General features: G+C 29.0%; 25 protein-coding genes. 10 read left to right on the forward strand and 15 right to left on the reverse strand.

What is annotated here, in order from left to right; genetic code table 11:
- Positions 1-227: 227 nt before the first annotated feature.
- The 3 genes from HRT41_11490 to hisF are packed head-to-tail and all read right to left on the reverse strand — an operon-like array spanning position 228 to position 2,182.
- The gene (locus tag HRT41_11490) at positions 228-761 is read right to left on the reverse strand and encodes a purine-nucleoside phosphorylase (protein NQY24643.1); all 534 of its coding nucleotides are present in this window, start codon (positions 759-761) and stop codon (positions 228-230) included.
- Positions 758-1,420 carry a hypothetical protein gene (locus HRT41_11495; protein ID NQY24644.1) on the reverse strand — a complete coding sequence of 221 codons (663 nt, stop codon included), beginning with the start codon at positions 1,418-1,420 and terminating at the stop codon, positions 758-760. The genes HRT41_11490 and HRT41_11495 overlap by 4 nt, the downstream gene beginning before the upstream one ends.
- Positions 1,421-2,182, reverse strand: coding sequence for an imidazole glycerol phosphate synthase subunit HisF (gene hisF, locus HRT41_11500; protein ID NQY24645.1), 762 nt, complete (start codon positions 2,180-2,182; stop codon positions 1,421-1,423).
- Between the two features lie 71 nt (positions 2,183-2,253).
- On the opposite strand from hisF, the gene rsmA reads away from it, so the two are divergent.
- The 8 genes from rsmA to HRT41_11540 all read left to right on the forward strand — a co-directional run bounded on the left by rsmA (position 2,254) and on the right by HRT41_11540 (position 10,469).
- The gene (gene rsmA, locus HRT41_11505; protein ID NQY24646.1) at positions 2,254-3,054 is read left to right on the forward strand and encodes a 16S rRNA (adenine(1518)-N(6)/adenine(1519)-N(6))-dimethyltransferase RsmA; all 801 of its coding nucleotides are present in this window, start codon (positions 2,254-2,256) and stop codon (positions 3,052-3,054) included.
- On the forward strand, positions 3,038-5,074 hold the full coding sequence (locus tag HRT41_11510; protein ID NQY24647.1) for a ribonuclease J: 2,037 nt from the start codon (positions 3,038-3,040) through the stop codon (positions 5,072-5,074). The genes rsmA and HRT41_11510 overlap by 17 nt, the downstream gene beginning before the upstream one ends.
- Before the next feature lie 12 nt (positions 5,075-5,086).
- Positions 5,087-6,052: a KpsF/GutQ family sugar-phosphate isomerase gene (locus tag HRT41_11515; protein ID NQY24648.1), complete on the forward strand. Its 966-nt coding sequence runs from the start codon at positions 5,087-5,089 to the stop codon at positions 6,050-6,052.
- A gap of 8 nt (positions 6,053-6,060) precedes the next feature.
- Positions 6,061-6,849, forward strand: a complete 789-nt coding sequence (locus tag HRT41_11520) for an rRNA pseudouridine synthase (protein ID NQY24649.1) — start codon at positions 6,061-6,063, stop codon at positions 6,847-6,849.
- Positions 6,842-8,026, forward strand: a complete 1,185-nt coding sequence (locus HRT41_11525; GenBank protein NQY24650.1) for a replication-associated recombination protein A — start codon at positions 6,842-6,844, stop codon at positions 8,024-8,026. The genes HRT41_11520 and HRT41_11525 overlap by 8 nt, the downstream gene beginning before the upstream one ends.
- Positions 8,027-8,545 (forward strand): protoporphyrinogen oxidase HemJ, encoded by a 519-nt coding sequence (gene hemJ / locus HRT41_11530; protein ID NQY24651.1) that lies wholly within the window; start codon positions 8,027-8,029, stop codon positions 8,543-8,545.
- Entirely contained in the window at positions 8,535-9,938 is a 1,404-nt protein-coding gene (locus tag HRT41_11535; protein NQY24652.1) for a PhoH family protein, read from the forward strand. The genes hemJ and HRT41_11535 overlap by 11 nt, the downstream gene beginning before the upstream one ends.
- 189 nt (positions 9,939-10,127) lie before the next feature.
- Complete coding sequence (locus HRT41_11540; protein NQY24653.1) at positions 10,128-10,469, forward strand: hypothetical protein; 342 nt, start codon at positions 10,128-10,130, stop codon at positions 10,467-10,469.
- A gap of 61 nt (positions 10,470-10,530) precedes the next feature.
- Here the strand turns inward: HRT41_11540 and dctP are convergent, their stop codons facing one another.
- The 10 genes from dctP to HRT41_11590 all read right to left on the reverse strand — a co-directional run bounded on the left by dctP (position 10,531) and on the right by HRT41_11590 (position 21,708).
- The gene (gene dctP / locus HRT41_11545; protein ID NQY24654.1) at positions 10,531-11,598 is read right to left on the reverse strand and encodes a TRAP transporter substrate-binding protein DctP; all 1,068 of its coding nucleotides are present in this window, start codon (positions 11,596-11,598) and stop codon (positions 10,531-10,533) included.
- Positions 11,599-11,653: 55 nt separating this feature from the next.
- Positions 11,654-11,908, reverse strand: a complete 255-nt coding sequence (locus HRT41_11550; GenBank protein ID NQY24655.1) for a hypothetical protein — start codon at positions 11,906-11,908, stop codon at positions 11,654-11,656.
- 367 nt (positions 11,909-12,275) lie between these two features.
- Complete coding sequence (gene asnB / locus HRT41_11555; GenBank protein NQY24656.1) at positions 12,276-14,054, reverse strand: asparagine synthase (glutamine-hydrolyzing); 1,779 nt, start codon at positions 14,052-14,054, stop codon at positions 12,276-12,278.
- Positions 14,055-14,972, reverse strand: a complete 918-nt coding sequence (locus tag HRT41_11560) for an AEC family transporter (GenBank protein ID NQY24657.1) — start codon at positions 14,970-14,972, stop codon at positions 14,055-14,057. It lies immediately after the preceding gene.
- Positions 14,973-15,037: 65 nt separating this feature from the next.
- The gene (locus tag HRT41_11565) at positions 15,038-16,612 is read right to left on the reverse strand and encodes an inorganic phosphate transporter (protein NQY24658.1); all 1,575 of its coding nucleotides are present in this window, start codon (positions 16,610-16,612) and stop codon (positions 15,038-15,040) included.
- 160 nt (positions 16,613-16,772) lie between these two features.
- A complete protein-coding gene (locus HRT41_11570; protein ID NQY24659.1) occupies positions 16,773-17,621 on the reverse strand; it encodes a flavin reductase family protein in 849 nt (282 codons plus the stop codon).
- A gap of 10 nt (positions 17,622-17,631) precedes the next feature.
- Positions 17,632-18,648 (reverse strand): fumarylacetoacetate hydrolase family protein, encoded by a 1,017-nt coding sequence (locus HRT41_11575; GenBank protein ID NQY24660.1) that lies wholly within the window; start codon positions 18,646-18,648, stop codon positions 17,632-17,634.
- Entirely contained in the window at positions 18,649-19,200 is a 552-nt protein-coding gene (locus HRT41_11580) for a VOC family protein (protein NQY24661.1), read from the reverse strand.
- Positions 19,201-19,219: 19 nt separating this feature from the next.
- Positions 19,220-20,257, reverse strand: coding sequence for a 4-hydroxyphenylpyruvate dioxygenase (hppD, locus tag HRT41_11585; GenBank protein ID NQY24662.1), 1,038 nt, complete (start codon positions 20,255-20,257; stop codon positions 19,220-19,222).
- 731 nt (positions 20,258-20,988) lie between these two features.
- Positions 20,989-21,708 (reverse strand): response regulator, encoded by a 720-nt coding sequence (locus HRT41_11590; GenBank protein ID NQY24663.1) that lies wholly within the window; start codon positions 21,706-21,708, stop codon positions 20,989-20,991.
- Positions 21,709-22,262: 554 nt separating this feature from the next.
- Here HRT41_11590 and HRT41_11595 point away from each other — a divergent pair.
- Together HRT41_11595 and HRT41_11600 are read left to right on the forward strand one after the other, a co-directional pair.
- Positions 22,263-23,471, forward strand: coding sequence for an FAD-dependent oxidoreductase (locus HRT41_11595; protein NQY24664.1), 1,209 nt, complete (start codon positions 22,263-22,265; stop codon positions 23,469-23,471).
- A gap of 92 nt (positions 23,472-23,563) precedes the next feature.
- Complete coding sequence (locus HRT41_11600; GenBank protein NQY24665.1) at positions 23,564-24,415, forward strand: hypothetical protein; 852 nt, start codon at positions 23,564-23,566, stop codon at positions 24,413-24,415.
- Between the two features lie 147 nt (positions 24,416-24,562).
- On the opposite strand, the gene HRT41_11605 is transcribed toward HRT41_11600, so the two are convergent.
- Together HRT41_11605 and HRT41_11610 are read right to left on the reverse strand one after the other, a co-directional pair.
- On the reverse strand, positions 24,563-24,967 hold the full coding sequence (locus HRT41_11605; protein ID NQY24666.1) for a DUF350 domain-containing protein: 405 nt from the start codon (positions 24,965-24,967) through the stop codon (positions 24,563-24,565).
- Between the two features lie 27 nt (positions 24,968-24,994).
- The coding region (locus HRT41_11610; protein ID NQY24667.1) for a hypothetical protein at positions 24,995-25,161 on the reverse strand (167 nt) is incomplete at its 5' end.

The raw sequence follows: 25,161 nt of genomic DNA on the forward strand, positions 1-25,161 counted from the left end.
TTAATATATATATTCTTCTTTAAAAAATTTTTGCTTTTACCTATTAAGTTTGTGTGTTAGAAAATAAGGACTAATATTGTTTCACGTGAAACATCAATCCTATATCAAGTAGATAAAGTACATATCTTATCCTTACATAGCGGTATAGAGGCATTTTATTAAAAAATGTAAAATAGATAGAAGTTGATAAATAAACAATACTAGCTCATTTATCAAGTAGTTATTGTTTAGATAAGATCTTTATTTAAGACATAAGAACTTAGTTTAGACATTGCTAAGTGATGATTCTTCAAGAAGGTTTTATGCGCATCTTTATTGGTATAGTTAGAAACAATGAAGATTCCAGCAGCTGGAATATTAAACTTTTTTGCTACTTCAAGAACAGCAAAAAACTCCATATTTTCTATTCCAATTCCTTCTTCTAAAAAAGTAGCTGTAAGATTTTTGTTTGTAGAAATGTAATTACTAGAGTTAACAATAGTATCATTTTTTACAATTTTATTTTGAGATTCTATAAGAGTATTTAAAGGGGTATAAGAGTCCTTACGTAAAAAAGACAATTCAATATTAGCTGCGCTTCTTGACTCAATAATATCAAATATATTGTACTCACCATAAGAACCTGCTGTGCCTATAAAAAGTATATTTTTGGGCTTATTCTCCAAACAAATCTCAGTAAGATTAATAGCAGATTCAATTAACCCTACGCCAATAATTTTGGCAAATTCAAAAGTTTCTTTTCTTCCAGCACAAACTATCACTTACAATCCAAAGAATATAAAGCATCCAAAGCTAAGTTTTCCAAAGCAAAAGTAGGAAGAATAAAACCATCATGTTTATCAAAAGAAGTGAATGATGAATCAGCTTTATTTGAATTTAACTTAATTTTTATTGCTTTGATTTTACATTGGGTATTTAAAGATACTGATAAATTTTTAGCGTAAGTATTCCCCCATTTAATTGCTTGAAAACGAAGTAATTCATAAGCACTTTCTTCAGAAGATTTTTTAATTTTCCAGGATAAAGAAGAAAGTTCTACAGAAGTCTGTCTCTTTTCTTTTAATTGATTAATACTGTATATGAAAGAATTCAAACTTGAAGCACTGTTGCTTGAAACTTTATACTGTAGTTTACCAAGATAAGAAATTATTTTAGGAAGATTATTTGTATCCTTCTTATATAAAGGATATACGAGATAGTTTTTAAAATAAATATCAACATGATTATTAGACTTTATTTCTTTACTAAATCTATTTAATATCTTTGATACAGTTATAATAGAATTACTTTTGGTAGTAATTTCAATCTGCGTAGATAAAGTATCTGGTTTCAGTTCTTTAACAAATCTTTTTTCAAATTCAACTTCATAGGAGAAAAGGCTTAGAGGCAAACAAGTAAATAATAAATAATGCTTTTTCATTTATAACCTTACAGCAATGCCATTGCTATCCAAATATCTTTTTAAATCCATAATATCAATTTCTTTAAAATGAAAGATTGATGCTGCTAATGCTGCACTTGCTCCGCAATCAAAAGCTTCTTTAATATGACCCATTGTTCCAGCCCCACCTGAGGCAATTACAGGAATATCCAATAAAGAAGATATAGCTGAAGTGATATTAAGTTCATAACCAGTTTTAGCCCCATCTGTATCCATAGAAGTTAAAAGTATCTCTCCTGCACCTCTGTTATAAACTTCTTTAGCCCAAACCAGAGCATCAAGACCTGTATCTTCACGTCCACCTTTAACAAAAACATGATAAGAACCATCTGCAACTTTTTTAACATCAATTGCAACTACAATACATTGAGAGCCAAATCGTTTTGATGCTTCATTAATAAAGTCTGGATTACTTACAGCACTAGAATTAATAGAAACTTTATCACAACCTACATTTAGTAGTTTATAAATATCATCGAGTTTTCTAATACCTCCACCTACTGTTAAAGGAATGAAAACTTCTTTTGCAACATCTCTTACAATATCAACAATTGTATCTCTGTTTTCAACAGATGCTGTAATATCCAAAAAAGTGATTTCATCTGCACCTTCATTGTTATATCTCTTAGCAACTTCAACAGGATCCCCTGCATCTCTTAAACCTACAAAATTTACACCCTTAACTACGCGTCCGTCTTTTACGTCCAGGCAAGGTATTATTCTCTTAGCAAATGTGCTCAATTTATATCCTTTACGACATATTTTGTTGATATTATCTAATTGTAAGTTAAAAGAAGCTATACTCTTTGCTTATGGAAAAAATTAAAGCAAAAAAAAGATACGGACAGAACTTTCTGAAAGACGAAAGCATTTTATTAAGAATCATCGAATCGATGCCCTACAACAAAAACAAGCTAATTGAAATCGGGCCTGGCTTAGGTGATTTGACACAAAAATTAGTCAAGTACAAAAATGTGAGAGCTTATGAGGTAGATAATGATTTAATCAAAATTCTACGAACAAAATTTGCTGTACAAATAGATGATAACAAACTAGAACTGATTCACACAGATGTTTTAGAGGCTTGGGATGACCAAGGAACATTATTTGAGAGTAAGTACGATATGATAGCAAATTTGCCTTATTATATCGCAACGAATATTATTTTAAGAGCCTTGGAAGATGATAACTGTGAACATATTATAGTTATGATCCAAAAAGAAGTTGCACTAAAGTTTGCAGCAGAAGTGAAAGAAAAAACATTTTCTTCCTTATCTGTTATAACCAAACTTTTATCACTTGAAGCGAAGATACTTTTTGATGTACCTCCCACTTCATTTGAACCTGCACCTAAGGTAATGTCATCAATTTTATATATAAAAAAAGACTCATTAAAGAGTATTGAACCTGGATTCAAGAAGTTTTTAAAAGCCTGTTTTGTACAGCCAAGAAAAAAACTTTCGAGGAATATATCTTCAATTATCCCTAGAGATACAGTAAATAAAATTTTTGAAGAACTTAATATTCATGATAATGTTCGCCCTCATGAAATTGATGCATTTTTGTATAGCCAAATGTACAAAAAGGTAGATAATTATGGAAGAAAACAATAATGTTACGGAAATTAGTGCAGAAATTGGTTCAGTAGAAAAAGAACAAAAACAAGTACCTGCAACAAAAGTAGCTTCAAAAACAGAAGTTACAAGTGAAGCTAAAACAGAAAATACGCAAGAAGCTCAAAAAGCTCCTGCAAAAAAACCTGTTCACAATCACAATAAAAAACCTGTTCACAATCACAATAAAAAACCAGCAAATGGTCCACGTGGTAGAAACAATCAAGGTGGAGTAAAACCTAAAATCAAAGTTACAACGGGTGAGGGTTGGACCAGTGATTTACAAAAAGGTTTTAATATAAATGAGCGTGTTCAAAAAGACAGATTAAATCCACACAATAAACTAAACTTAGGAACAACAGCTAAAATTAAAGTTACTCCTTTAGGTGGTTTAGGTGAAATTGGTGGAAACATGATGATCATTGAAACTGAAAAAGAAGCAATTATTGTTGATGTTGGAATGAACTTTCCAGATGAAACAATGCATGGTGTTGATATTTTAATTCCAGATTTTACTTATCTTAGAGAAATCAAACATAAAATTGTAGCTGTTATTATTACTCATGGACATGAAGATCATATTGGAGCTATACCTTATTTATTTAAAGAAATGCAATGGCCAATTTTCGGAACTGCTTTACCTTTAGAAATGATTGGTTCAAAATTTGATGAACATAGAATGAGACAACACAGAGCTTTATTTAGATGTATTGAAAAAAGAAGACCTATTAGAATTTCTGAAGATTTTGAAGTTGAATGGATGCATGTTACTCACTCAATTATTGATTCATCTGCAATTGCTATTATTACAGATGCAGGAACAATGATTCATACTGGTGATTTTAAAATAGATCATACTCCTGTTGATGGTTACCCTACTGATCTTCATAGACTTGCACATTATGGAGAAGCTGGTGTTATGTTATTAACATCTGATTCAACAAATTCTCACTCTCCAGGATTTACAAGAACAGAAAAAACAGTTGGACCTACTTTTGATAAAATTTTTGCAAATGCAAAAGGTAGAGTTATTATGTCTACTTTCTCATCAAATATTCACCGTGTTTCACAAGCAATAGTACGTGGAATTGCAGCAGGAAGAAAAGTCTGTGTTATTGGTAGATCTATGGAGAAAAACTTAGACTTAGCACTTGGACTTGGATATGTAAAATTTCCAAAAGATAAATTCATTGATGCATATGAAGTTAATAAATATACAGATGATGAAGTATTAATCGTAACAACAGGATCACAAGGTGAACCAATGTCTGCATTGTTTAGAATGTCTATTCATGAACACAGACATATTAAAATCAAACCAGAAGATACAATTGTACTGTCGTCAAAAGCCATTCCTGGAAATGAAGCAAGTGTATCTGGTTTAGTTAATAACATCTTAAAAGCGGGTGCCGTTGTTGCATATCATGATTATCCGGATTTACACGTATCAGGACATGCTGCGCAAGAAGAACAAAAATTAATGTTACGTTTAGTTAAACCTAAATTCTTTTTACCAGTTCATGGTGAATACAATCATGCTTTAAAACATGGAAGAACAGGAATTGATTGTGGTGTTTTAGAGCGAAATATGTATGTAATGAATGCAGGAGAACAAATTGAAATTACTCCTAAATACATGAAAAAAATCAAAACAATCAAATCTGGTAAAACATATATTGATAATCAAATGAACCACAGAATTGCAGAAGATATTGTAATTGACAGACAAACAATGGCCAATGAAGGTATTGTAATGTTAGTAGCTCAAATCAATGCAAATGAGAGAAAACTAGAAGGAAAAATGAGAGTTGCCTCTTTTGGTTTGGTTTCAAATAAACAAGACAGATTTTTTGCAAAAGAAATTGAAGACTTATTAGAACTGTTCTTAAGTAATGCAAAAGAAAGTATTTTTGCTAATAATAGAATGTTTGAAGATGAAATAAGAAAAGTAGTAAGAAAACATTGTATTAGAAAATACAAAAAATACCCAATGATTGTACCTACATTATTAGTACAATAAAGAAGGAAAAGAATGAATTATAAATCAATTGCAAGAGATGTTTTATTAACAGAAGCAAAAGAGTTAGAATTAGCTGCTTTAAATCTGGATGAAATAGCCTTAGAAAAAGCAGTTGATTTAATTGTACAAACATCAGGAAAATTAATTATTACTGGTGTTGGAAAGTCTGGTTTAGTAGGAGCTAAAATAGCTGCTACTCTAGCTAGTACTGGTACATCTTCATTCTTTTTACACCCTACTGAAGCAATGCATGGGGATTTAGGAATGATTTCCAAAGGTGATGTAGTTCTGGCTTTGTCTTATTCAGGAGAAAGTGAAGAGTTGATTCGTTTACTTCCACATTTAAAACGTTTTGATATACCATTGATTTCAATGGCCAAAGATATTAAGTCAACCCTTGGAAAACATTCAGACATCTTTTTTAATATAAGTATTACAAAAGAAGCCTGTCCTTTAAATATAGCCCCTACTTCTTCCACCACCTTAACAATGGCAATGGGTGATGTATTAGCTGTTTGTTTAATGGAAAAAAGAAAGTTTAAAAAAGAAGATTTTGCATCTTTTCACCCAGGGGGTTCACTTGGAAAACAACTTTTTGTTAAAGTATCTGACTTATTAAGAAAAGATTCTTTACCAATAGTTTCACGTGAAACCAAATTAAAAGATGCAATAGTAAAAATGAGTGAAGGCAGAATAGGTTCTGTTTTAATACTTGATGATGATAAAAAAGTGATAGCATTATTAAGTGATGGAGATTTAAGAAGAGCATTAATGAAAGATAATTTTTCACTTAACTGTTCTGTTGAATCAATTGCAACAAAAAACCCAAAAACAATTCAAAATAAGAATTTATTGGCAAGTGATGCTTTAGAGATTATAGAAAACTTTAAAATACAAGTACTAATAGTAGAAGATGAAAATAAGAAACTATTAGGTGTATTGCATATTCATGATCTTATTGAAGCTGGAATAAAATAGGAAATAATATGGAAAACAAACAAAACGATTTAGTTAGACTTAATAAATTTATCTCACATAACTCAAAGTTCTCAAGAAGAGAAGCAGATAAAGTAATAGCAGAAGGCCGTGTAAAAATCAATAAAAAAGTTATTGATAACTTAGCAACACAAGTTGATCCCAGAAATGATTTAGTTATGATTGATAATAAAATCATTAAAATTGATGATGATAAAACCTATACGGTAATTGTATATAATAAACCAAAAGGTGAATTAGTAACTAAGAATGACCCCAGAGGAAGAAGAATCATTTATGATACTTTAGGTAAAAAATATTTACACTTCAGACCTGTTGGAAGATTGGATTATTCTTCAGAAGGAGTACTATTATTATCTGATTCAATTGATATTGTAAATGGACTAATGCACTCACCTTTAGAGCGAACGTATAAAATTAAAGTTGATGGACCTATTAGTAAAACGCTTGAAATGGCAATGCAAGAAGGTTTAGAATTAGAAGATGCAAAAATTGGTGGCCATGCTCATTCAAAAATAGTTTCTATGAATTTTAAGCCTTTTGCGGCTTATCAGATTTTAACCAATGGTGATAAATTCTCAAAATTGAAAGTTATCATTACTGAAGGAAAAAACAGAGAGTTAAGAAGATTTTTTGCACATTTTTCTTTAGATATTATGGATTTAAAACGTGTTGATTATGGTGGAGTATCACTAAATAATCTACCTACAGGAAAAAGCAGATTTTTAAGTAAAGACGAATATAAAAATTTACGATCATATTTAAAAGACAATGGATAAACTGGCCAATATTCTTAGACCAACAAATTTAGAAAACTTTGTTGGTCAAAGCCATATTATTTCAAAATCAAAAGTTTTATACAAACTTATTAAAAAAAAAGAAATTCCTCACTTATTTTTTCATGGGAAACCAGGTACTGGAAAAACTACTCTAGCCAAAATTATTGCAAAAGAAATTGACACAGATTATTATTATTTTAATGCTACAGGTCTAAAAATTGATGATCTTAGAAAAGTTTTTGATCGTTATAAAAACTCCCTTATAAAACCCCTTATTTTTATTGATGAAGTGCATCGTTTAAACAAAGTGCAACAAGAAGTTTTATTGCCAATAATGGAAAATTATTCAGCAATAATCATAGGCGCTTCAACTGAAAATCCTTTTTTTACTTTAACCTCGGCAATACGTTCACGATCCTTTTTATTCGAGTTTTTAGCCCTTAATAAAGAAGAACTTGAAGATATACTTGTATATGCACAAAAAGAGCTGGACTGTATATTAAAACCTGATGAAAAAGAGTACTTAATTAATACCTCTTCTGGTGATGCAAGAGCTATGCTTAATTTAATCGATTTTGCCTATAAAGTTGAAGGAAATATTACTCTAGAAATTTTAAAAGAATTGCGTCAAAATGTAATAGGAGATGGTGTATCAAGCTCTAATTCACATTATGATTTGGCTTCAGCTATGATTAAATCTTTAAGAGGCTCAGATGTTGATGCTTCGTTATATTATTTAGCTCGTTTGATAGAAGGTGGAGAATCGGTTGATTTCATTGTTAGACGATTGGTTATTTTTGCCAGCGAAGATATTGGAAATGCAAACCCCAATGCACTTAATTTAGCGGTAAGCACTATGTTAAGTGTTAATAAAATTGGTTATCCAGAATCTCGTATTATTTTAGGTCAATGTGCTATATATTTAGCCTCTTGTCCCAAATCAAATTCCTCTTATTTAGGAATTAATAAAGCACTTGAAGAAGTAAAAAAGGGAAACATCCTAAACATCCCTACTCACTTAAACTCCTTGCACTTAGGATATAAATATCCCCATGATTATGGGGGATATGTTAAACAAGAATACTTAGAAAAAACGATAGAATTATATAAGAGCAAAAATATAGGTTTTGAAAAAACACTTAATGAATGGCTAAAAAAAATTAAGAACGAGGACTAAATGGAATACTATACATGGATATTAAGTTTTCATATTGTTGCTTTTATGTCTTGGATGTCAATGCTATTTTATTTGCCAAGATTATTTGTTTATCATGTTGAAAATAAAGAAAGTCAAGAATTTGTAAAAATTGTAAAAATACAAGAATATAAACTCTACGCATATATTGGTAACCCAGCGATGTATGCAGCCATAATTTCAGGCCTTACAATGCTTATTATGCACCCAGACTTATTTAATACAGGACCTTGGTTATACGCAAAACTAATCACGGTAATACTAATGATTATGTATTCACTTTCACTAAATTATTACAGAAAACAATTAGAAAATAATACCTGTAATAAAAGTTCAAAATTTTTTAGAGCCTATAATGAATTACCTACAGCTTTAGCCATTTTAATTGTGACCTATGTAATTGTAAAAAGTGTATCAATACTATTTACAAGTTTGATAATACTACTCTTTGTTTTTACTATATATAAAATTATGACAAAAAAGGATAAGAATGAACTTTGATAAGTATTATGTTTTAGATACAAATATTTTATTAGAAGACGCAAAAAATATTTATAAGATATCGGATGAAAATAAAAATCTCATTATTCTTCCAGAAACTGTTTTAGACGAAATAGACAGTAAAAAATCTGGTTTTGATGAGATAAATTATCAAGCAAGAGAATTTGCACGAATTTTAGAAAATGCGAAAGTGTTAAAATCACAAAGTATTGATGGCTATAAAATCATTCGTTTAGAAATAAGTGACTTAAGTGTATCAACTATTGATATTATTTCTAAAGAATCATATGATCTTGATTCTAAAAATACTTCTTTAAATATAATAAATGATAGAAAAATACTTGAAATTGCAAGTTTTTGTAATACATTTTATGACAAAAAAATAAAATTTTTATCACTTGATATTATGGCTAGAACCAGAGCTTTATCTCTGGATCTTAAAGTAGATTCACTTCTAGGAACTAGCAGTGAAAAATTCTCTTATGAATTTATCAAACAAATTGAAATAAATTTTAGTGAAATAGAACACTTAGACAATAAAAATATAGAAGAAATTGACAAAAACTATGAAATATTTAATTTTTCTTACTGTTTTAAAGTCAAAGATTCAGATCAAATGATTTTAGCTAGCATTGAAAATAAAAAAATTCAAGTACTAAATGAAGAAGAAGTGAGAAATCAAATTGTTACGCCTTTAAATACAGAACAATTACTCTTCTGTAATGCTATTTTAAGCCACCACTACAATGTTATAATTGTAGAAGCTAAGGCTGGTTCGGGAAAAACATTACTCGCGCTCTCAGGTGCCTTAAAATTAATCAAACAAAAAAATAAACAAAAAGTAATTTACATAAGAAACTCTATCGAATCCTTAGATAAGGGTGAAGATGTAGGTTATTTACCAGGTCTGGAAGAAAAATTTGCTATTTATAATCATCCTTTAATGGATTCACTTGATTATATGATTAGAAGTGAGCACAAAAAAAGAAGAGCAAATAAAAAAGACAGTTTTGAAGATTTAGAAGATAAAGAAGTGCAGCAAAGAGTTGAACTCTTAATTCAAAACTATTCCATAGAAACGATGTGGGTAGGAGAGATGAGAGGAAGAACCTTATCAAACGCTTTTGTAATTATAGATGAAGCGCAAAATATGTCAAATAAAACTATGCAAATGGTTTTATCACGAATAGACAGCACTTGTAAAGTTGTAGTTTTAGGATCGAATAAACAAATTGACAACTTTTATGTTAATAAACATACTAATGCTTTAACAACCCTACTAAAATCAACAAAAATTGACTCATCTTTGGTTAATATTTTTGCAATAAGACTAAAAAAAGTACTAAGAGGTCCAATTACTGAATGGGCAGAAAGTATTTTCTCAAAAAAATAAGTATATAAGATTTTTTTCTTATATACTTATACTTAAACAAATAATAATACGTATCTTTTTACTCATAATTAAAAAATTTAGCTACAATATTTATTAATACAAGTATACAAAATAGCTGTAAGTGCAATAGTTATACGTATTAAATCTCAATATACGTATTTAAATACATAAATATTAACAGGAAATAAAATGAATTATTTACAATACACATCCAAAGAAATGATCTCAGCTACTGAGTTGGTAAGAAAAAGTAAAAAAGTTTTTAACAGTGTTCAAAAAGGTGAAATAGATAAAGCAGTTATTTTAAGAGATGGGAAACCCAGTTTCATCTTAATAGATTTTAATAAATATGAAGAGATAATGAGTGAATATATGATATTAAAAGAAGAAAAAAAATCTAAAAAACCAAAAGTAAAAAATGAAGATGAACTTGAAGAAAAAAAAGTACAAAAAGCCTTAAAAGATATTGAAGAACTCTCTGATGAAGACAATAAAAAAGAAAAAAATGAGTTAAAGGATTTTTGGGAATAAAACAAAGAAATAAAAATATGTTTTATTTCTTTGTATAAATTAACACAGAAAAAACTCTGTGTTATTTTGTAAGATTATCTCTTAGATATAAATAATCAGACATTTCTGACCAAGGTCTAACTTGTTTTAAGTATGATGCTTGGTGATCAAGTACTTCTTTTAATAAAGCAGATTTTTTCGATACTACCTCTCGTAAAAGGGTATTGGCTTTTTTCATTCCATCCATTACTTCTTTTGGAAAAGCTTTAATTTTAATATTTGGATATTCTTTTAACATTTTTCCTAAAGCAAGACCGCTTAAGTGGTAGTTTTGAATAAACATATCATAAGCAGAGGCTCTCATTGCAACAATTAAAATTTCTTGTAAATCTTTTGGAAGTTTATTGAAAGACTTTTTATTCACTAAATACTGAGTTTCAGCACCTGGTTCATGCCAACCCGTATAATAATAAGATGCGATTTTATGAAATCCCATTTTAATATCCATAGAAGGTCCAACCCACTCTAAAGCATCAATAGTTCCACGCTCCAGCGCAGTGTATAACTCACCAGGTGCTAAATTTGTAACCAAAACACCAAGTTCTGCCATTATTTCACCAGCAAAACCAGGAATTCTCATTTTTAAACCTTTTAAATCTTCAAGTGTTTTAATTTCTTTTTGAAACCATCCACCCATTTGAACACCCGTATTTCCACCAGGAAAAGAAAGAACCTTATGTTTAGCATAGGCTTTTTGCATTAATTCCATTCCACCACCGTTGTAAAACCAAGCGTACTGCTCTAAAGCAGTCATACCAAAAGGCATAGTAGTAAAAGGCAAAGTATCAATATCTTTACCCTTCCAAAAATATGAAGTAGAATGGCCCATATCATATTGACCCCCCTTAACCATATCTAAGATACCTAAAGGTGCTTTGTGTTTATTAGAAGCATCTACTTTAATAAGTAAACGCCCATTAGACATTTTTTTAACCATTGCAGCCATATTCTTTGGTGCATCAATTAAAGGTATTGCTGTTGGTCCCCATGTAGTAGCTAATTTTAATTTATACACTTTTTCTTTTCCAAATAAAGAACTTGCAAATAAAAGTGAAAAAGTTAAAATTATTTTTAAAAAATTTGATTTCATTGTTTCTCCCTAATAAAATATATTAAATATTAGCAAAATAATATTTAATAAGAATTTAAGAACGTTTATTTGTTCCCATATAATTTCTAAAGTTTTCCATAGCGCTTAATTCAGTAAAATTATTTTTATGCTTCCTAGACCCAATCTCTTTTTCATAATATAAGTCAATTGCTTCTTCTATGATTCTACTTTTCGTTTTTCCACAAAGTATTGTTAATTTGTTCAAGACATTATTACTTTCTCCTTCAAGAGAAAGACCAATTTTAACTCTATTTTTTTTAGTAATGGGTCTACCAACTTTATTATTCATTATATAGCACCTTTATCAGTATAAATATTTATTTCTAATTTTATCTAGTTTTATTAAGACATAATTATAACAAAAAGTATATAAAAATGTTTATTTTTAAAAAAATACATAAAATATAATATAAAAGCTGAAAATTTACCTATTATATTGAAAAAAAATAGAAAATCAAGGAGAAGATAAGAAGATATTATAGAATAATATATCTATGGATTAAAATTATTTTATTAGCTAAAAGGAATAAAAGTGAAATGAGAAATTATAGAAATTTCTCATAATTAAAAACAATAAATAATAAAATATGAAGCTTAAAAATGAAAAAAAGTATTAGGGCATAAAATGGTTTTTATAATATAACGCTAATTATTATTTACATATATTCTTTTTTATACCATTTTGAAAAAACGTATATTGCCCAAAGATGTTGTTTGAATTTTTTGTTTTTTGCTAAGATAAAAATATGTTCTAAATAACTTTCATTAAATAAAGAACTTTCATCATTGACTTCTTTAATCAAATCAAAAATACTGTTTCCGTATTCAGCAAAAATCCATTCATTAAAAGGAGAATTAAATCCCTTCTTACTTCTAGTTATAATTTCATCAGGAATATATTTACTGGCTATTTTTTTTAGTAGATATTTGTTGGTATTTCCTACTTTTAACTTAGAATCAATAGCAAATACATAATTAACTAAATTGACATCTAAAAAGGGTGTTCTGACTTCAAGTGAATTAGCCATTGAAATTTTATCAACTTTTGATAAAAGAGCTTGACCCAACCATACTTTCAAATCCGCATAAGACATCCAGTCAACAGGGTCACTCTTAGGTTTTTCTTTTTTGTAAGTAGGTCTTTTAACAAACAATCGTTTGATTTGTATATCAGTATATATTTCTCCAAAACTGTTATACAAGGTTTCTTTTTTAACTATTCTTCTTAAATACTCACTCTCTTTTGTATTGTTTTGTAAAGCAGAGATAATGGAATTTAAAAAATCATTCTGAGGAGTTTTCAAACTCTCTTGGAACTCATAATACTTAAGAAATTTTGCATAATTATCGTAACCTAAAAAGAGTTCATCACTTCCTTCGCCACTTAATACAGTTTTAATTCCCATTTTATTGATCTTTTTTGTTAAATGATACAAAGGGATAGCAGCAGCATCTGCATGAGGTTCTTCCAAAGCATCAAATACCTCTTCAAGTGAATCAATAAAGTCTTTTTGTCCTATTTCTAAAGGATGGTGTTGCGAACCTATATGCAAAGATGCAGTTTTGGCATACTCTAGTTCATCATAGTTTTTATACTCTTTGTATCCCACAGAAAAAGTATGAATCTTTTTTCCAGAGATTTTTGTGTATAAAGATGAAATCAAAGAACTATCAATCCCACCACTTAATAAGGACCCTACTTCTACATCTCCTACTAAACGACGCTCAACTGCAGAAATTAATTCATTTTCAATACCAATTAAAGCTTCTTTCTCATCTTTATAACGTTTATACGTATTGATTTTGTAATATTTTTTTATAAAACACTTCTTATTTTCATATATTAAATACGAAGATGCTTCTAGTTTTTTGATGTCTTGATAAAAAGTATTCTCACCCAAAGGCACAAAATATTGCAAATACTGGGCAAGTGCAACTTTATTTAGTTTTGGTTTTTTAGGCAAGATGGCAAGTATTGATTTAATAGATGAAGAAAATATAAATTGGCCGTCTTTTAGATAATAAAAAAATGGTTTTTTCCCATAACGATCCCTCGCACAAAAATATTTATTTGTACTTTTATCGAATAAACAAAAAGAGAACATACCATTTAGTTTATTTAAAAAATCAATACCATATTTTTGATACAAACGAATTATGACTTCTGAATCAGAGGAAGTAATACACTTAAGATTTTCTTCAATAATCAAATCTTTATAATTGTATATTTCACCATTAAAAACAAGAATTAAATCATCAAAATGCATGGGCTGATTCGCTTCTTTGTCCAAGTCAATAATAGCTAAGCGTGTATGAGCAAAAGTATTGTTCTCGTAAAAAGATTGCCCTGTATTATCAGGCCCCCTACTCTTAATATGAGAAATAGCCTGAGTTAAAGAAGATGAAGTAAAATTAAAACCTAAAATTCCACACATTTATACAACTTTAAAAAAATGATTTATGATTAATAGATAAACATAAATAAGGGCTACAAAAACGATTGTACTTACTAAAATACTAAAGGTTGCATCTATAGGATTTCTGTTAAACAAAGAAGCCAAATTAACATTGTTAATAGCCAAAGGTACCATTAATTCCAAGAAAATTATAGAAGCAAGAAAAGGTTCTACTTCAAAATAAACCAAACCAATAAGACCTACTAGTGGTAAAATAATATGTTTGAATAAAACAACATTAAGACTTAATTTCCAATTTGCTTTTTTGATTGAAATTTGGCTCATAAAAATACCAAAAACAATTAATTGCATAACAATAGCAGTATATGCGGCCATTGTAAAAACTTTATCAAAATGCATATTAAGTGTAAAATCAAAATAATTAAATAAAATAGCAAAAAAAGTAACTGTTATTGCAGGAATTTTAAAAATATTTTTTAAAGATTTTATAAGAGAGAATTTCTCTCCAGCTAAAAAATATACAGAAAAAATAAAAATGAAAAATATATTTGCTATATTTAATATTGAAGTATAAGGAACAGATGAAACCCCAAATAAAGCAATACCTAAAGGAATTCCTAAGTTCCCAGTATTTCCAACAAGAGCTGAGGCTAAAAAAAGTGCTTTATCATTGCTATTATTAAATACAAAACGCACATAAATCAATGCCATTAAAAGTACTATAAAAATAGCAGAAAAATATATCAAGGGAGAAATGAAAAAATCGAAGTCTAGTTTTTCTCTGGTTAATCCCCAAAAAACTAGAATAGGTTGTAAAAAATATAAACTTAATAAAACAAAACTTTTTTCGTGAATTTCATCTTTAAAAATTTTTTTAAGTAAAAAACCAATAACTATTAATAAATAGATAGTGGCAACAGAAGTAAGAGCTTCGATAAAGAATCCTTTATAAAATAATAAAGGATTTTATCATAAAAGCGCTAAGCCTCTTTGTGAATATCTTATGACATAATACCTTTTATCATAAAAAACACACTAGCAGAGAGTAAAGCAGCAGCAGGAACAGTAATAACCCAAGCAGCAATAATCTTTTTAACAGCATCTCTTTTTACATATTTTACGCTCTTAGCAGATTTAAATTGTTTTTTGTCTTCTTTTACTACTTCAATATTATTATCAATTAATTTATACAATTCTACAATTCTTTGATAATCACTTTTTGATTTTTTTTCAATCTTTTCTATACTAGAGAGTTCACTTTCAAATGAGTTCAAAATCTTTTTATCTCTTTTAAGTCGTTTTCTCATTTGTGAAATCATTTTGCTTTCAGATGAATCTAAATATTCACGTAAAAAACCAACTCCAAATACTCCTCCCACTGCAATATGCGTAGAAGAAACAGGAAGTCCAAGCTGTGAGGCAATAATAACAGTAATAGCAGCAGCCATAGCTATAGAGAACGCTCTAACTTGATCAAGCTCAGTGATTTCACTTCCAACTGTTTTAATAAGCTTAGGGCCATACAATGCTAAACCAACAGCAATACCTAAAGCCCCTATTCCCATAATCCACAAAGGAATCTCAACTTTTGAAGATACTCCCATATTTACAACCGCATCATTTATAGCAGCCAAAGGTCCAATTGCATTTGCAACATCATTTGCACCATGAGCAAAAGAAAGTAAAGCAGCTGCAAAAATTAAAGGAATAGTAAATAAAGTATTGACCTGAACTCTTGTATTGTCAAGTTTTGAAGCCGCTTTTACAATAAAAGGTTTAACAATAATAAATACAAGAACTGCAAGAAGTAGCGCTATTCCAGCTGCTTCAAATAAATCTAACTTAATCAGTTTTTTTAAACCTTTTAAAATTAAATACGTAGAAAATACAAAAGTCATCAGTGCTATTAAATAAGGAACAATATTTTTGGCACTTTGTATCATATCTTTTTTATACATGATTTTTTTCTTAATAAAAAATAAGAAAGCCGCGGCGATAATACCACCTAATAAAGGAGAAATAATCCATGATGCAGCAATTTTTGCCATCGTTCCCCAAGCAACAATAGAAAAACCAGCAGCAGCAATACCGGATCCCATAACTCCACCTACAATAGAATGAGTAGTAGAAACAGGAGCACCTATAGCAGTTGCAAAATTAAGCCAAATTGCTGCTGATAATAAAGCAGCTGCCATGACCCAAATAAATACTTCGGGATCAGAAATTAAAGCAGGATCAATAATTCCTTTTTTAATGGTTTTGACAACATCTCCACCAGCAATAAAAGCACCTAAAGCCTCAAAAACAGCAGCTAATATAATAGCCCACATCATTGTTATAGCTTTAGACCCAACAGCAGGCCCTACATTATTTGCAACATCATTCGCACCAATATTCATAGCCATATATGCACCAAATACAGCACCCAAAACTAAAAATGTATTATTAGGTAAACCTTCATGAACGGTATACGACCAAATAAATACTAAAACTATAAAAAGTAATGCCAAAGAAAACTTAGCAAATGCCGATAGAGAGTTAGTTGTAACTGTATCAATTTTACTGATATTCAAAATAAACCTTTTGTAACTGTTTTGTAACTAAATATTCGTAGGATTATAATGGATTTTTCTTTATAAAAAACTTAAGAAAAACTTAAACTTATATGACTAAAAGCCCTATCTTGTGCAATTTCTCTATATTATGTTCTTATATTTTTGAGCTTTTAAAGGTATTTTATAATAAAACCAGCCAAGCTTTCATTATTTCATCTTTTTCTAAATAGGCTTTTGCTAATTCATGGCTATTTATATCACTTTTAATATTATTTTTAAAGTCTTTTATTTCTTCTTCATTTGGTAAAACTTCTACACTTGCTAGTTTTCCTAAATCATTTCCACTTAAAATTTTGCTGTTTATTATCTCTTTTGGAAGATTATCAAAACCAATACCTAAAGCTCCAAAGGGTTTTGCTATTTCAAAGTATCCTGTTTGTGCTCTTGTGTAAAAATTACCCCCAGCGCGTGCTACTAAATCTATTTTATAAGGGTCTATTCTATTTTTAGGCGTTAAAATGTTTTTATTAAAGTGCATTTTTACAATTTCACAAATAATAAGATTACCAGCGCCTCCATTAGGAGCTATATGAATAATATCTTTTACTATACATTCAAATTGAACAGGTGCTTCTTTTACTCTAAAGGGGTTTATTTTTTCTGATTGAAGCATAGTAAAACCTGCTTTTTCAAACTCATTTACGCCCCTTGGATAATCCGCACTGCTTAAAGACATTTGTTGCACCATGTCATAATTAACTATATTAATTACAACTTCTTTTGTTTCTTCTATATTAAGTAAAGTATCTTTTTTAGAAGCATCTTTTCCTCTGTTTACAGGAGAAAAGATTAACATAGGAGGATTGGCAGAAATGACATTAAAAAAACTAAAAGGGGAGAGATTTACTTCTCCTTTTTTAGATACAGTACTAGCAAAAGCAATAGGTCTAGGAGCTACTGCGCTTACTAAATAATTATACACATCAATAGGTGCTTCATCTTTTGGATTTAGGCTTAAAAATTCTTCCATATTCTTCCTTCTACTTTATATACTGTGTTACACTTTGTTTTATTTCTCCAAAAATACTTTTTCCCTCACCATCATTCATTGAAATTTTAATGCTGTCATTAAACTTCATAAATTCACTTTTAATATTTCCTGTTTGAATCTTTTCAACCATACGTTTTTCTGCGATACAGGAATAACCTCTTCCACCCTCTTCTATACTTTTGCCTTCTTTACCATTTAACTTATTAGAAACCGTTCCAGAACCAATAATAGTTCCAGCACTTAAGTGTCTTGTTTTAGCAGCATGAGAAACAAGTTTTGAGAATGAAAAAGTCATATCTACATTACACAAGGGATTTCCAAATAAAGCTTCATTGTAAAAAACATCAATACTCAACGCTACTTTATCATCACTCCAAGCCTCACCTAATTCATCAGGAGTTACACAAACAGGAGAAAAAGAACAAGAAGATTTGGATTGAATAAAACCAATACCTTTTGCTAATTCTTCTGGAATTAAATTACGTAAACTTACATCATTAATTAACATCAATAATATAATATGTGAAGAAGCTTCTTCTTGTGTACAAGACATAGGTACATCATTGGTAATAACTGCCACTTCTGCTTCAAAATCAATACCATAAGATTCGCTTTCTAAACAAATATTTTCTCTTGGGCCTAAAAAAGTATCAGAACCCCCTTGATACATCAAAGGGTCTTCATAAAAAGAGCTAGGAATACTAGCTCCTCTTGCTTTTCTGGTTAATTCAACATGATTTACATAAGCAGAACCATCCAACCAAGCATAAGCTCTAGGAAGGGGAGATTCACAATCCTCTTGTTTAAAAACCTTGGATTCTAATAACTCATTATTATTTAATTGTTTATACACTTTTTCTAAAAGAGGTTTAACTTTTTCCCAAGAATCTAATGCTTCTTGTAAAGTTCTTGCTATATCTTTAACTTCAACATAAGAAGTCAAAGTTTTATTAACGAGAACTAAAAGTCCATCTCTTGTATTGTTTTTTAAGCTGGCTAATTTCATTTATTTACTTTCAAACTCATCTTTATGCAACCATTTTGCGTGTTCTGGTGCTCTTTTAGTTACAGACCATTCTTCTAACATAGCCCATTTAACTTCATCCATTTTTTTCATAGCCAAAGCAGCTTCTTCTTTACTTCCTACATTTACACTTAATTCCAAACGGTGACCATCTGGATCAAACACATAAATAGATTTAAACAAACCATGATTCGTAGGCCCAACAACATCAAGACCTGCTTTTACCCATTTATCTTTTGTTTCAACTAATTCTGCATAAGATTCAATTTCAAAAGCAATATGCTGTACCCAATCAGGGGTATTTGGATCTTTAATGGGAGCATCATAGGTTGGTATTTCAAAAAATGCCAAAATATTACCTGCTCCTGCATCTAAAAAGATATGCATATAAGGATCTGGTTGTTTCGTAGATGGAACTTCGTTTTCAGCTATTGCTAAAACGAAATCCATATTAAAATGTTCTTTGTACCATAAAACCGTATTTTTCGCATCACTACAACGATAAGCAACATGATGTATCTTTTTGATTTTCATCTTTTATTCCTTTGAGTGATTAAAGAACACCACGTTTTTCTTGTTCTCGTTCAATAGATTCAAATAAAGCGGTGAAGTTACCTTCTCCAAACCCTTTATCGTCTTCTCTTTGAATCATTTCAATAAAAATAGGACCAAAAAGATTTTTGGTAAATATTTGTAAAAGGTAGGTGTTTTTGGCTTGTGAATCTACTAAAATTTGGTGATGTTGTATTCTTTTTCTATCTTCTTTAACCCAAGGAACTCTGTCCCAAATAGTATCGTAGTACTCAGGAATAATATCAAGGGTATCAATATGAGAAGCATCTAAAGAATCACATGAAGCTACTAAATCATTTGTTCTAAATGCCAAATGCTGCACACCTGGACCATCATACATATCTAAATATTCATCAATTTGATTGTTTTTGCTTCCTTTTCCTTCATTAATAGGAATACAGAATGTTCCACAAGGACTTGCAAGTGCATAAGAAATGAGTGCTGTTTTTACACCTTTGATATCAAAATATCGAACTTCAGTGAAACCAAAAACATTTTTATAAAAATCAGCCCATTTTTCCATGGTACCTTGATAAACATTATTGGTTAAGTGATCAATTTCGATAAAACCCTTATCTTTTTGAACAACAGGATTCTCTAAGGCTTCAAAATCTTTATCCCAAATAGTATTTTCACCTTCGTAAGCCTCAATAAAATAAATAAGACTGTTACCAATACCATAAATAGCAGGATACGGAAAATCCGTTTCATTAGCAGGTTTAGCGCCTCTTCTTACAGCTTCATCATATGCGAATTGTGCATTTTTTACGCGCCAACCCATAGATGAGATTGCGGGACCATGTGTTTTAGTGAATTGTGCTGAGAAACCAGCCTTTTCTTTGTTAAGTAAAAAGTGAATTTTATTTTGACTAAAGTGTAGAATATCTTTACCAACGAACTTTTGTGTTTTTGAAAAACCAAAATCCATAAACACATCTTCCATAAACTGTGTATCTGCAGATGCAAACTCTGTAAACTCAATACCAGTTAAACCTAATGGGTTTTTTAAATTTTCCATTATATTCCTCCAATTATTTTATTTACTCCAAGGAATTAAAGACAGAACGATAGATGGTTCAAAATATTTAATACCTTAAAGTATTAAAGATTTCATCCCAAATATAAACTCTATATTCTAAATATACATCAAATAATATATACTTAGACTTTAATCTCACTTCTAATAAATGAATTAATTAAAGAACTTTACAAATGTGCTTTGGAAAAGTATAACACAGACTTATGACATTTTTGTCATTTGCTTATCAAAAATATCAAATTTTTAATAAATAATTTTTCTATAAAATATTTATTTTATTTTTTGACATATTCTAAAATCTATTTTTAAAGAATACATTATATTAGATACCACAAAATAGTTATATCACTAATTATTTTTAAATCCTTGAGAATATTAAATTAAATTATTTAAATAATAAATAATTTAATTTTATTAAAATTAATCTATTTTAAATACAAAATTAGTAGTAAATTTCACACAATATAACTCAAATAATTATTATAATGTCATTATCTTACAAAAAGAATATACTTTTTAATATAAATATTGATCCAGATCATGGCAAGTATTATTTTATTGTGCTTAAATTTCACGCTTGGAATTAATAAAGAACCTTCATCTCCTTCTATATAAATAGCATCGAGTTCATTTCTTGGGTAAATGAAATTTTTATATTTAATAAGCCCAAAGGTTTACAGAAAATAAGCACTTTGAAAAAGAATTTTATTCTATGAAAGTTTTAATCTATACCCATACTCATATACATCTTCAAATAATTCGTCTTCAAGTTTTGCACTTAATTTATGCGCTAAACTTCTTAATAAAGATAGCTCTGAATACTCATCACGGTAAATAAACGATATAATTCTATCAAAACTAAGAGGTTCACCGACTTTGGAAGCCAAAACATCAAAAAACTTAATTTCATTTCCACTTAATTTTAACGCTACATCATTTTTATATAAAATCTTTTTTGCAATATTATAGCTGTGGTTCTTTGCTAAAATTATCAAAGAGTCTTTTTTTAAACATTCTTGATTTTTAAAAAAATATTTATGTTGATGTAAAGCAGTTTTAATAGCGATATCTAGATTTCTATCCCTACAAGGTTTTGTTAAATAGGAATAAGATTCACTTCCCATTGCATCTTTAAACTTAGAATCATCGTTAGAGGAAGTTAAAAATACTATAGGAATTTGATATTTTTTCCAAATTGTTTTTGCAGCTTGAATTCCTGTTTTTTTCCCTTTTAAATTAATATCCATAATTACTATATCAAAACTATATTCTTTTAGACTCTTTAAAGCAGCATCTACACTTGTTGTAATGGAAGGTACTTTATAACCTAAATCCTCTAGTGAAGCTTCCATTCCTAAAGCCAATACTATTTCATCTTCTACAATTAATACTTCTATCGTTTTATCTTGTAAATTCATTAATTTTGTCATTATTTCTCCAATTATTAGGTGAGTGTTTTATTAAGGTTATGATACTCAATATCATTTTAAAGTTTGTTGAAACAATTATTTATTACAATGTTTTTTATAAATCAAATAAGCATAAAATAGATGTAATGCCTAAGCGGGTGATAATTTGAGCAAAAATATTATCCGTTTAAAATAAATAAAAGAGCTTAGGTTCTTTTATTTATTTTTGATTGATACTTATCAAAATAATATATAGCAATATTTAAAAGTATTCCAATAACAACAATGCCAATAGCTAAATTATAAAAGTCTTGCATACTTATCCTTTATAAAGAAAGTTTATACTCTTTTAATTACAGAAGAGTTACGAAGTTTATTATTACTTTAGCAATGGTGATAATAGTAGGAAAGCTTTAGAGATATCTTTAAAAAAACAATGCATTTAAAACCATAGATTTAATATTTTCAATATTTCTTTATTGATATCGATTTTTATTATTAATTAATAAAAGCTTTAATATACTTAGCCAAATATAATTTATTTTAGATGTAAGTATATAAAAGGATTCTAAACAATGGAAAAAGTCGTAATAATTGGCGGGGGATATGCAGGAATTTACGCATTAAAAGAACTAGTAAAAAATAAAAATATTAAAATAACACTCATTGACAAACACACTTATCATAATTTACAACCTGAAGTTTATGATTTAATAGCAAATAAATCTACAATTGCTGATGTTACTATTGATTTAACAACCTTATGTATGGGCTTTAATCACAACTACTTAGAGTATAAAAATTTAAAAGTTTCTAATGTAGATTTAGAGAAAAAAGAGATTTATACGGATGAAAAAGAAATCCTTAGTTTTGATTATTTAATTATTGCAGCAGGGACCAGAACATTTTTTCCTAAGAGTATTACAGGATTAAATCATGCTAATGATATTAAAAAACTTCATCATGCAGTATTTTTTAAACAAAGTTTTGAAAACCAGCTTTTTAAAAAGATTGCCGATGAAGCAAAAATTTGTGACGATACACATATTGCTGTTATTGGTGCTGGTTTATCTGGTGTTGAGATTGCTGCAGAAATGGCATACAATTCTAGAAAGTTTTTCACTCGTGGAAACTTTTCTTGTGATAACTTAAAAATAACCCTTATTAGTAGCTCAGCTACTATTTTACCAGGGCTTACTCCCAAACTAATCAGTATGAGCCATAACAGGCTTAAATCGTTAGGTATTAACGTAGTAACGGGTACAAAACTAGTGAAATGTGAAGACGGCTTTTTATACCTTTCAAATGGAACTAAAATGTATCATTCCTTTTTGATTTTTGCAGGAGGAATTATTGCTTCGAGGGTTTCAGTTAATTTAGATCTTGAAAAAAATAAAAAAGGGCAAGTTATTGTAAATGAATATTTACAAGCAAAAAATCATAACAATATTTTTGCCATAGGAGATATAGCAGAAATAAAAAATAAAAAAGGCGAGATAATGCCTCCCAATGTCACGATTGCAAGAGAAAGTGGCATAAGAGCAGGTAGAAATATTCTACGTAAAATCAAAAAAAGAAAACTAAAAAAATGTGACCCCAAACTTGAAGGTATTTTAATAGCCCTTGGAGGAAAGTACGCAGTTGGAAACTTATATGGTTTAGTTCATGTAAAAGGACTTCTTGCTTATATTATAAAAAGATACGTTTTTCGCTCCTACAGAAATCCACTATTAGATCTTATTAAAATAGGATATAAAAAACTAAAAAAAAGAACCTTTAATTAAGCAGTAAATATTTTCTGCTTAATTCTTAAGCTCATAAACTAGGCTTTTTTCTAAGCTTGTACTAATAATAAGCTATGTTATACTTATATATTATGAGAAAAATATTTGTGATATTCTTCGCTTTATTAATACTTTCAAACAACATTTATGCTTATACATGGGATGAGTGTATTAACAAATATGAAAAAGCAAAACGCTTTAGTGACAATACGCGTTTATCTTATATATATTTAAAATCTACTAAAAATTGTTTGATAAAATTTAAAGATTTTTTAGTACAAAACCCTGACCCAGAGTTTAAAATTGAATCAATGGACGATAATATACTAATGCTTGATAAATATATATACACCCTACTTCCACGATATACTTTTTTACAAAATAATTTAGAAGCTATACCTAAATACTTACACCTTAATTCTTCAAAACCAATTTTGAACAAAGAATATGAGTATTTTAAAAAATTTAAAAACTGTAATGGCGTGCATGCTAATAATAAAATATATACAGCAAAACATTGTAAAATAAAAGACTCTAAAAACATACATTTTGACTTAAGTTATATAAATACTACGCTACGTTCAAAATTAGAAATAAACAAACTAACACTAAGTAAAGTGGGGACCTTCATCTATTATTCTATGTCAAAAGAAGGAATGTTTTATAATGTACTTCTAAAAGAAAAAAACTGCGTGTTTTATAAAGCTCCTAATGTTCTTACAGGACTTAATACCAGTCTTGATTATACAGATTTGGCAAAAAAATATGAAATTAGAAGTAATTGTCTGGCTATTCCTTCTAATAGTGGAGGTGGTGTATTTCAAGAAGGGAAACTTGTAGCTATCATTTCAAAAACAGTTTTTAACAAAAATACATTTTTATACAGCGTAGTTGAACCTATTTTAGTTTTTGAGCAGATGAAAGTAGAAAATGATAATCCCTAAGTATCTAAAGACTGGAATAAAACAAGAATGTTAAAAGATTATAAGTCCTATTTTATCACTTCTTGAAGATTGTATTTGAATAAGGTTAAACCTTAAGTTACAAGCACCTAAGTATTTGGTGCTTGTTTAGTATGAGCGCTTCTTTAATTAATAACTCATTGCTCCAGCATTTAAAAGTCCTATACAAATAGATAAAAATGCCATTAAAATTCCAACCGCAACAACATCTTTTTCAATTTTAGCTTCAAGTGAAAACTTCCCTTTAAGTCTGGTTACAATAAATGCAAAAATCAACTGAATAATAATCGCAACACTTCCCCAAATAACAAAATCAAAATAAGACACTGAACTTACTAGTGCGCTGTATAAAGGAATAGAAACCCCAATAACAGCTCCTCCAAAACTAAGAGATGCTGTTGTATTATTTTCTTCAAAAATAAGCTTGTAATCATCGTATGGTGTAACAATAGCATACAGATAAAGAAAAATTCCCACCATTAAAAGTGCTGTCCCAAAAAACAATATAAATCCAATAAATGATTCCATAATCATAATGTAAATCCTTTTTTTACTAGAATCTTATCCAAAAAAGGCTGTATTTAAAGCACTTAAATCATCTGAATTTTCTTTATCAGAGATTTGGATATCTCCCTTTCCTAAGGTTGCTAAAGATTTTGTTTTTGAAAAGCCTAATTCATTGTTTAGTTTTAAAGAGACAGTTGAATCTCCTGCTCCTACAGTCACAC

Source organism: Campylobacteraceae bacterium (genome assembly GCA_013215945.1).
Classification (GTDB): Bacteria; Campylobacterota; Campylobacteria; order Campylobacterales; family Arcobacteraceae; genus NORP36.

Excerpts from the sequence above, each read along its gene's own strand:
- HRT41_11495 (NQY24644.1), bottom strand. The coding sequence starts at position 1,420 with ATGAAAAAGCATTATTTATTATTTACTTGTTTGCCTCTAAGCCTTTTC.
- rsmA (NQY24646.1), top strand. The coding sequence starts at position 2,254 with ATGGAAAAAATTAAAGCAAAAAAAAGATACGGACAGAACTTTCTGAAA.
- HRT41_11510 (NQY24647.1), top strand. The coding sequence starts at position 3,038 with ATGGAAGAAAACAATAATGTTACGGAAATTAGTGCAGAAATTGGTTCA.
- HRT41_11515 (NQY24648.1), top strand. The coding sequence starts at position 5,087 with ATGAATTATAAATCAATTGCAAGAGATGTTTTATTAACAGAAGCAAAA.
- HRT41_11520 (NQY24649.1), top strand. The coding sequence starts at position 6,061 with ATGGAAAACAAACAAAACGATTTAGTTAGACTTAATAAATTTATCTCA.
- HRT41_11525 (NQY24650.1), top strand. The coding sequence starts at position 6,842 with ATGGATAAACTGGCCAATATTCTTAGACCAACAAATTTAGAAAACTTT.
- hemJ (NQY24651.1), top strand. The coding sequence starts at position 8,027 with ATGGAATACTATACATGGATATTAAGTTTTCATATTGTTGCTTTTATG.
- HRT41_11535 (NQY24652.1), top strand. The coding sequence starts at position 8,535 with ATGAACTTTGATAAGTATTATGTTTTAGATACAAATATTTTATTAGAA.
- HRT41_11540 (NQY24653.1), top strand. The coding sequence starts at position 10,128 with ATGAATTATTTACAATACACATCCAAAGAAATGATCTCAGCTACTGAG.
- dctP (NQY24654.1), bottom strand. The coding sequence starts at position 11,598 with ATGAAATCAAATTTTTTAAAAATAATTTTAACTTTTTCACTTTTATTT.
- HRT41_11550 (NQY24655.1), bottom strand. The coding sequence starts at position 11,908 with ATGAATAATAAAGTTGGTAGACCCATTACTAAAAAAAATAGAGTTAAA.
- asnB (NQY24656.1), bottom strand. The coding sequence starts at position 14,054 with ATGTGTGGAATTTTAGGTTTTAATTTTACTTCATCTTCTTTAACTCAG.
- HRT41_11570 (NQY24659.1), bottom strand. The coding sequence starts at position 17,621 with ATGGAAGAATTTTTAAGCCTAAATCCAAAAGATGAAGCACCTATTGAT.
- HRT41_11575 (NQY24660.1), bottom strand. The coding sequence starts at position 18,648 with ATGAAATTAGCCAGCTTAAAAAACAATACAAGAGATGGACTTTTAGTT.
- HRT41_11580 (NQY24661.1), bottom strand. The coding sequence starts at position 19,200 with ATGAAAATCAAAAAGATACATCATGTTGCTTATCGTTGTAGTGATGCG.
- hppD (NQY24662.1), bottom strand. The coding sequence starts at position 20,257 with ATGGAAAATTTAAAAAACCCATTAGGTTTAACTGGTATTGAGTTTACA.
- HRT41_11590 (NQY24663.1), bottom strand. The coding sequence starts at position 21,708 with ATGACAAAATTAATGAATTTACAAGATAAAACGATAGAAGTATTAATT.
- HRT41_11595 (NQY24664.1), top strand. The coding sequence starts at position 22,263 with ATGGAAAAAGTCGTAATAATTGGCGGGGGATATGCAGGAATTTACGCA.
- HRT41_11600 (NQY24665.1), top strand. The coding sequence starts at position 23,564 with ATGAGAAAAATATTTGTGATATTCTTCGCTTTATTAATACTTTCAAAC.
- HRT41_11605 (NQY24666.1), bottom strand. The coding sequence starts at position 24,967 with ATGATTATGGAATCATTTATTGGATTTATATTGTTTTTTGGGACAGCA.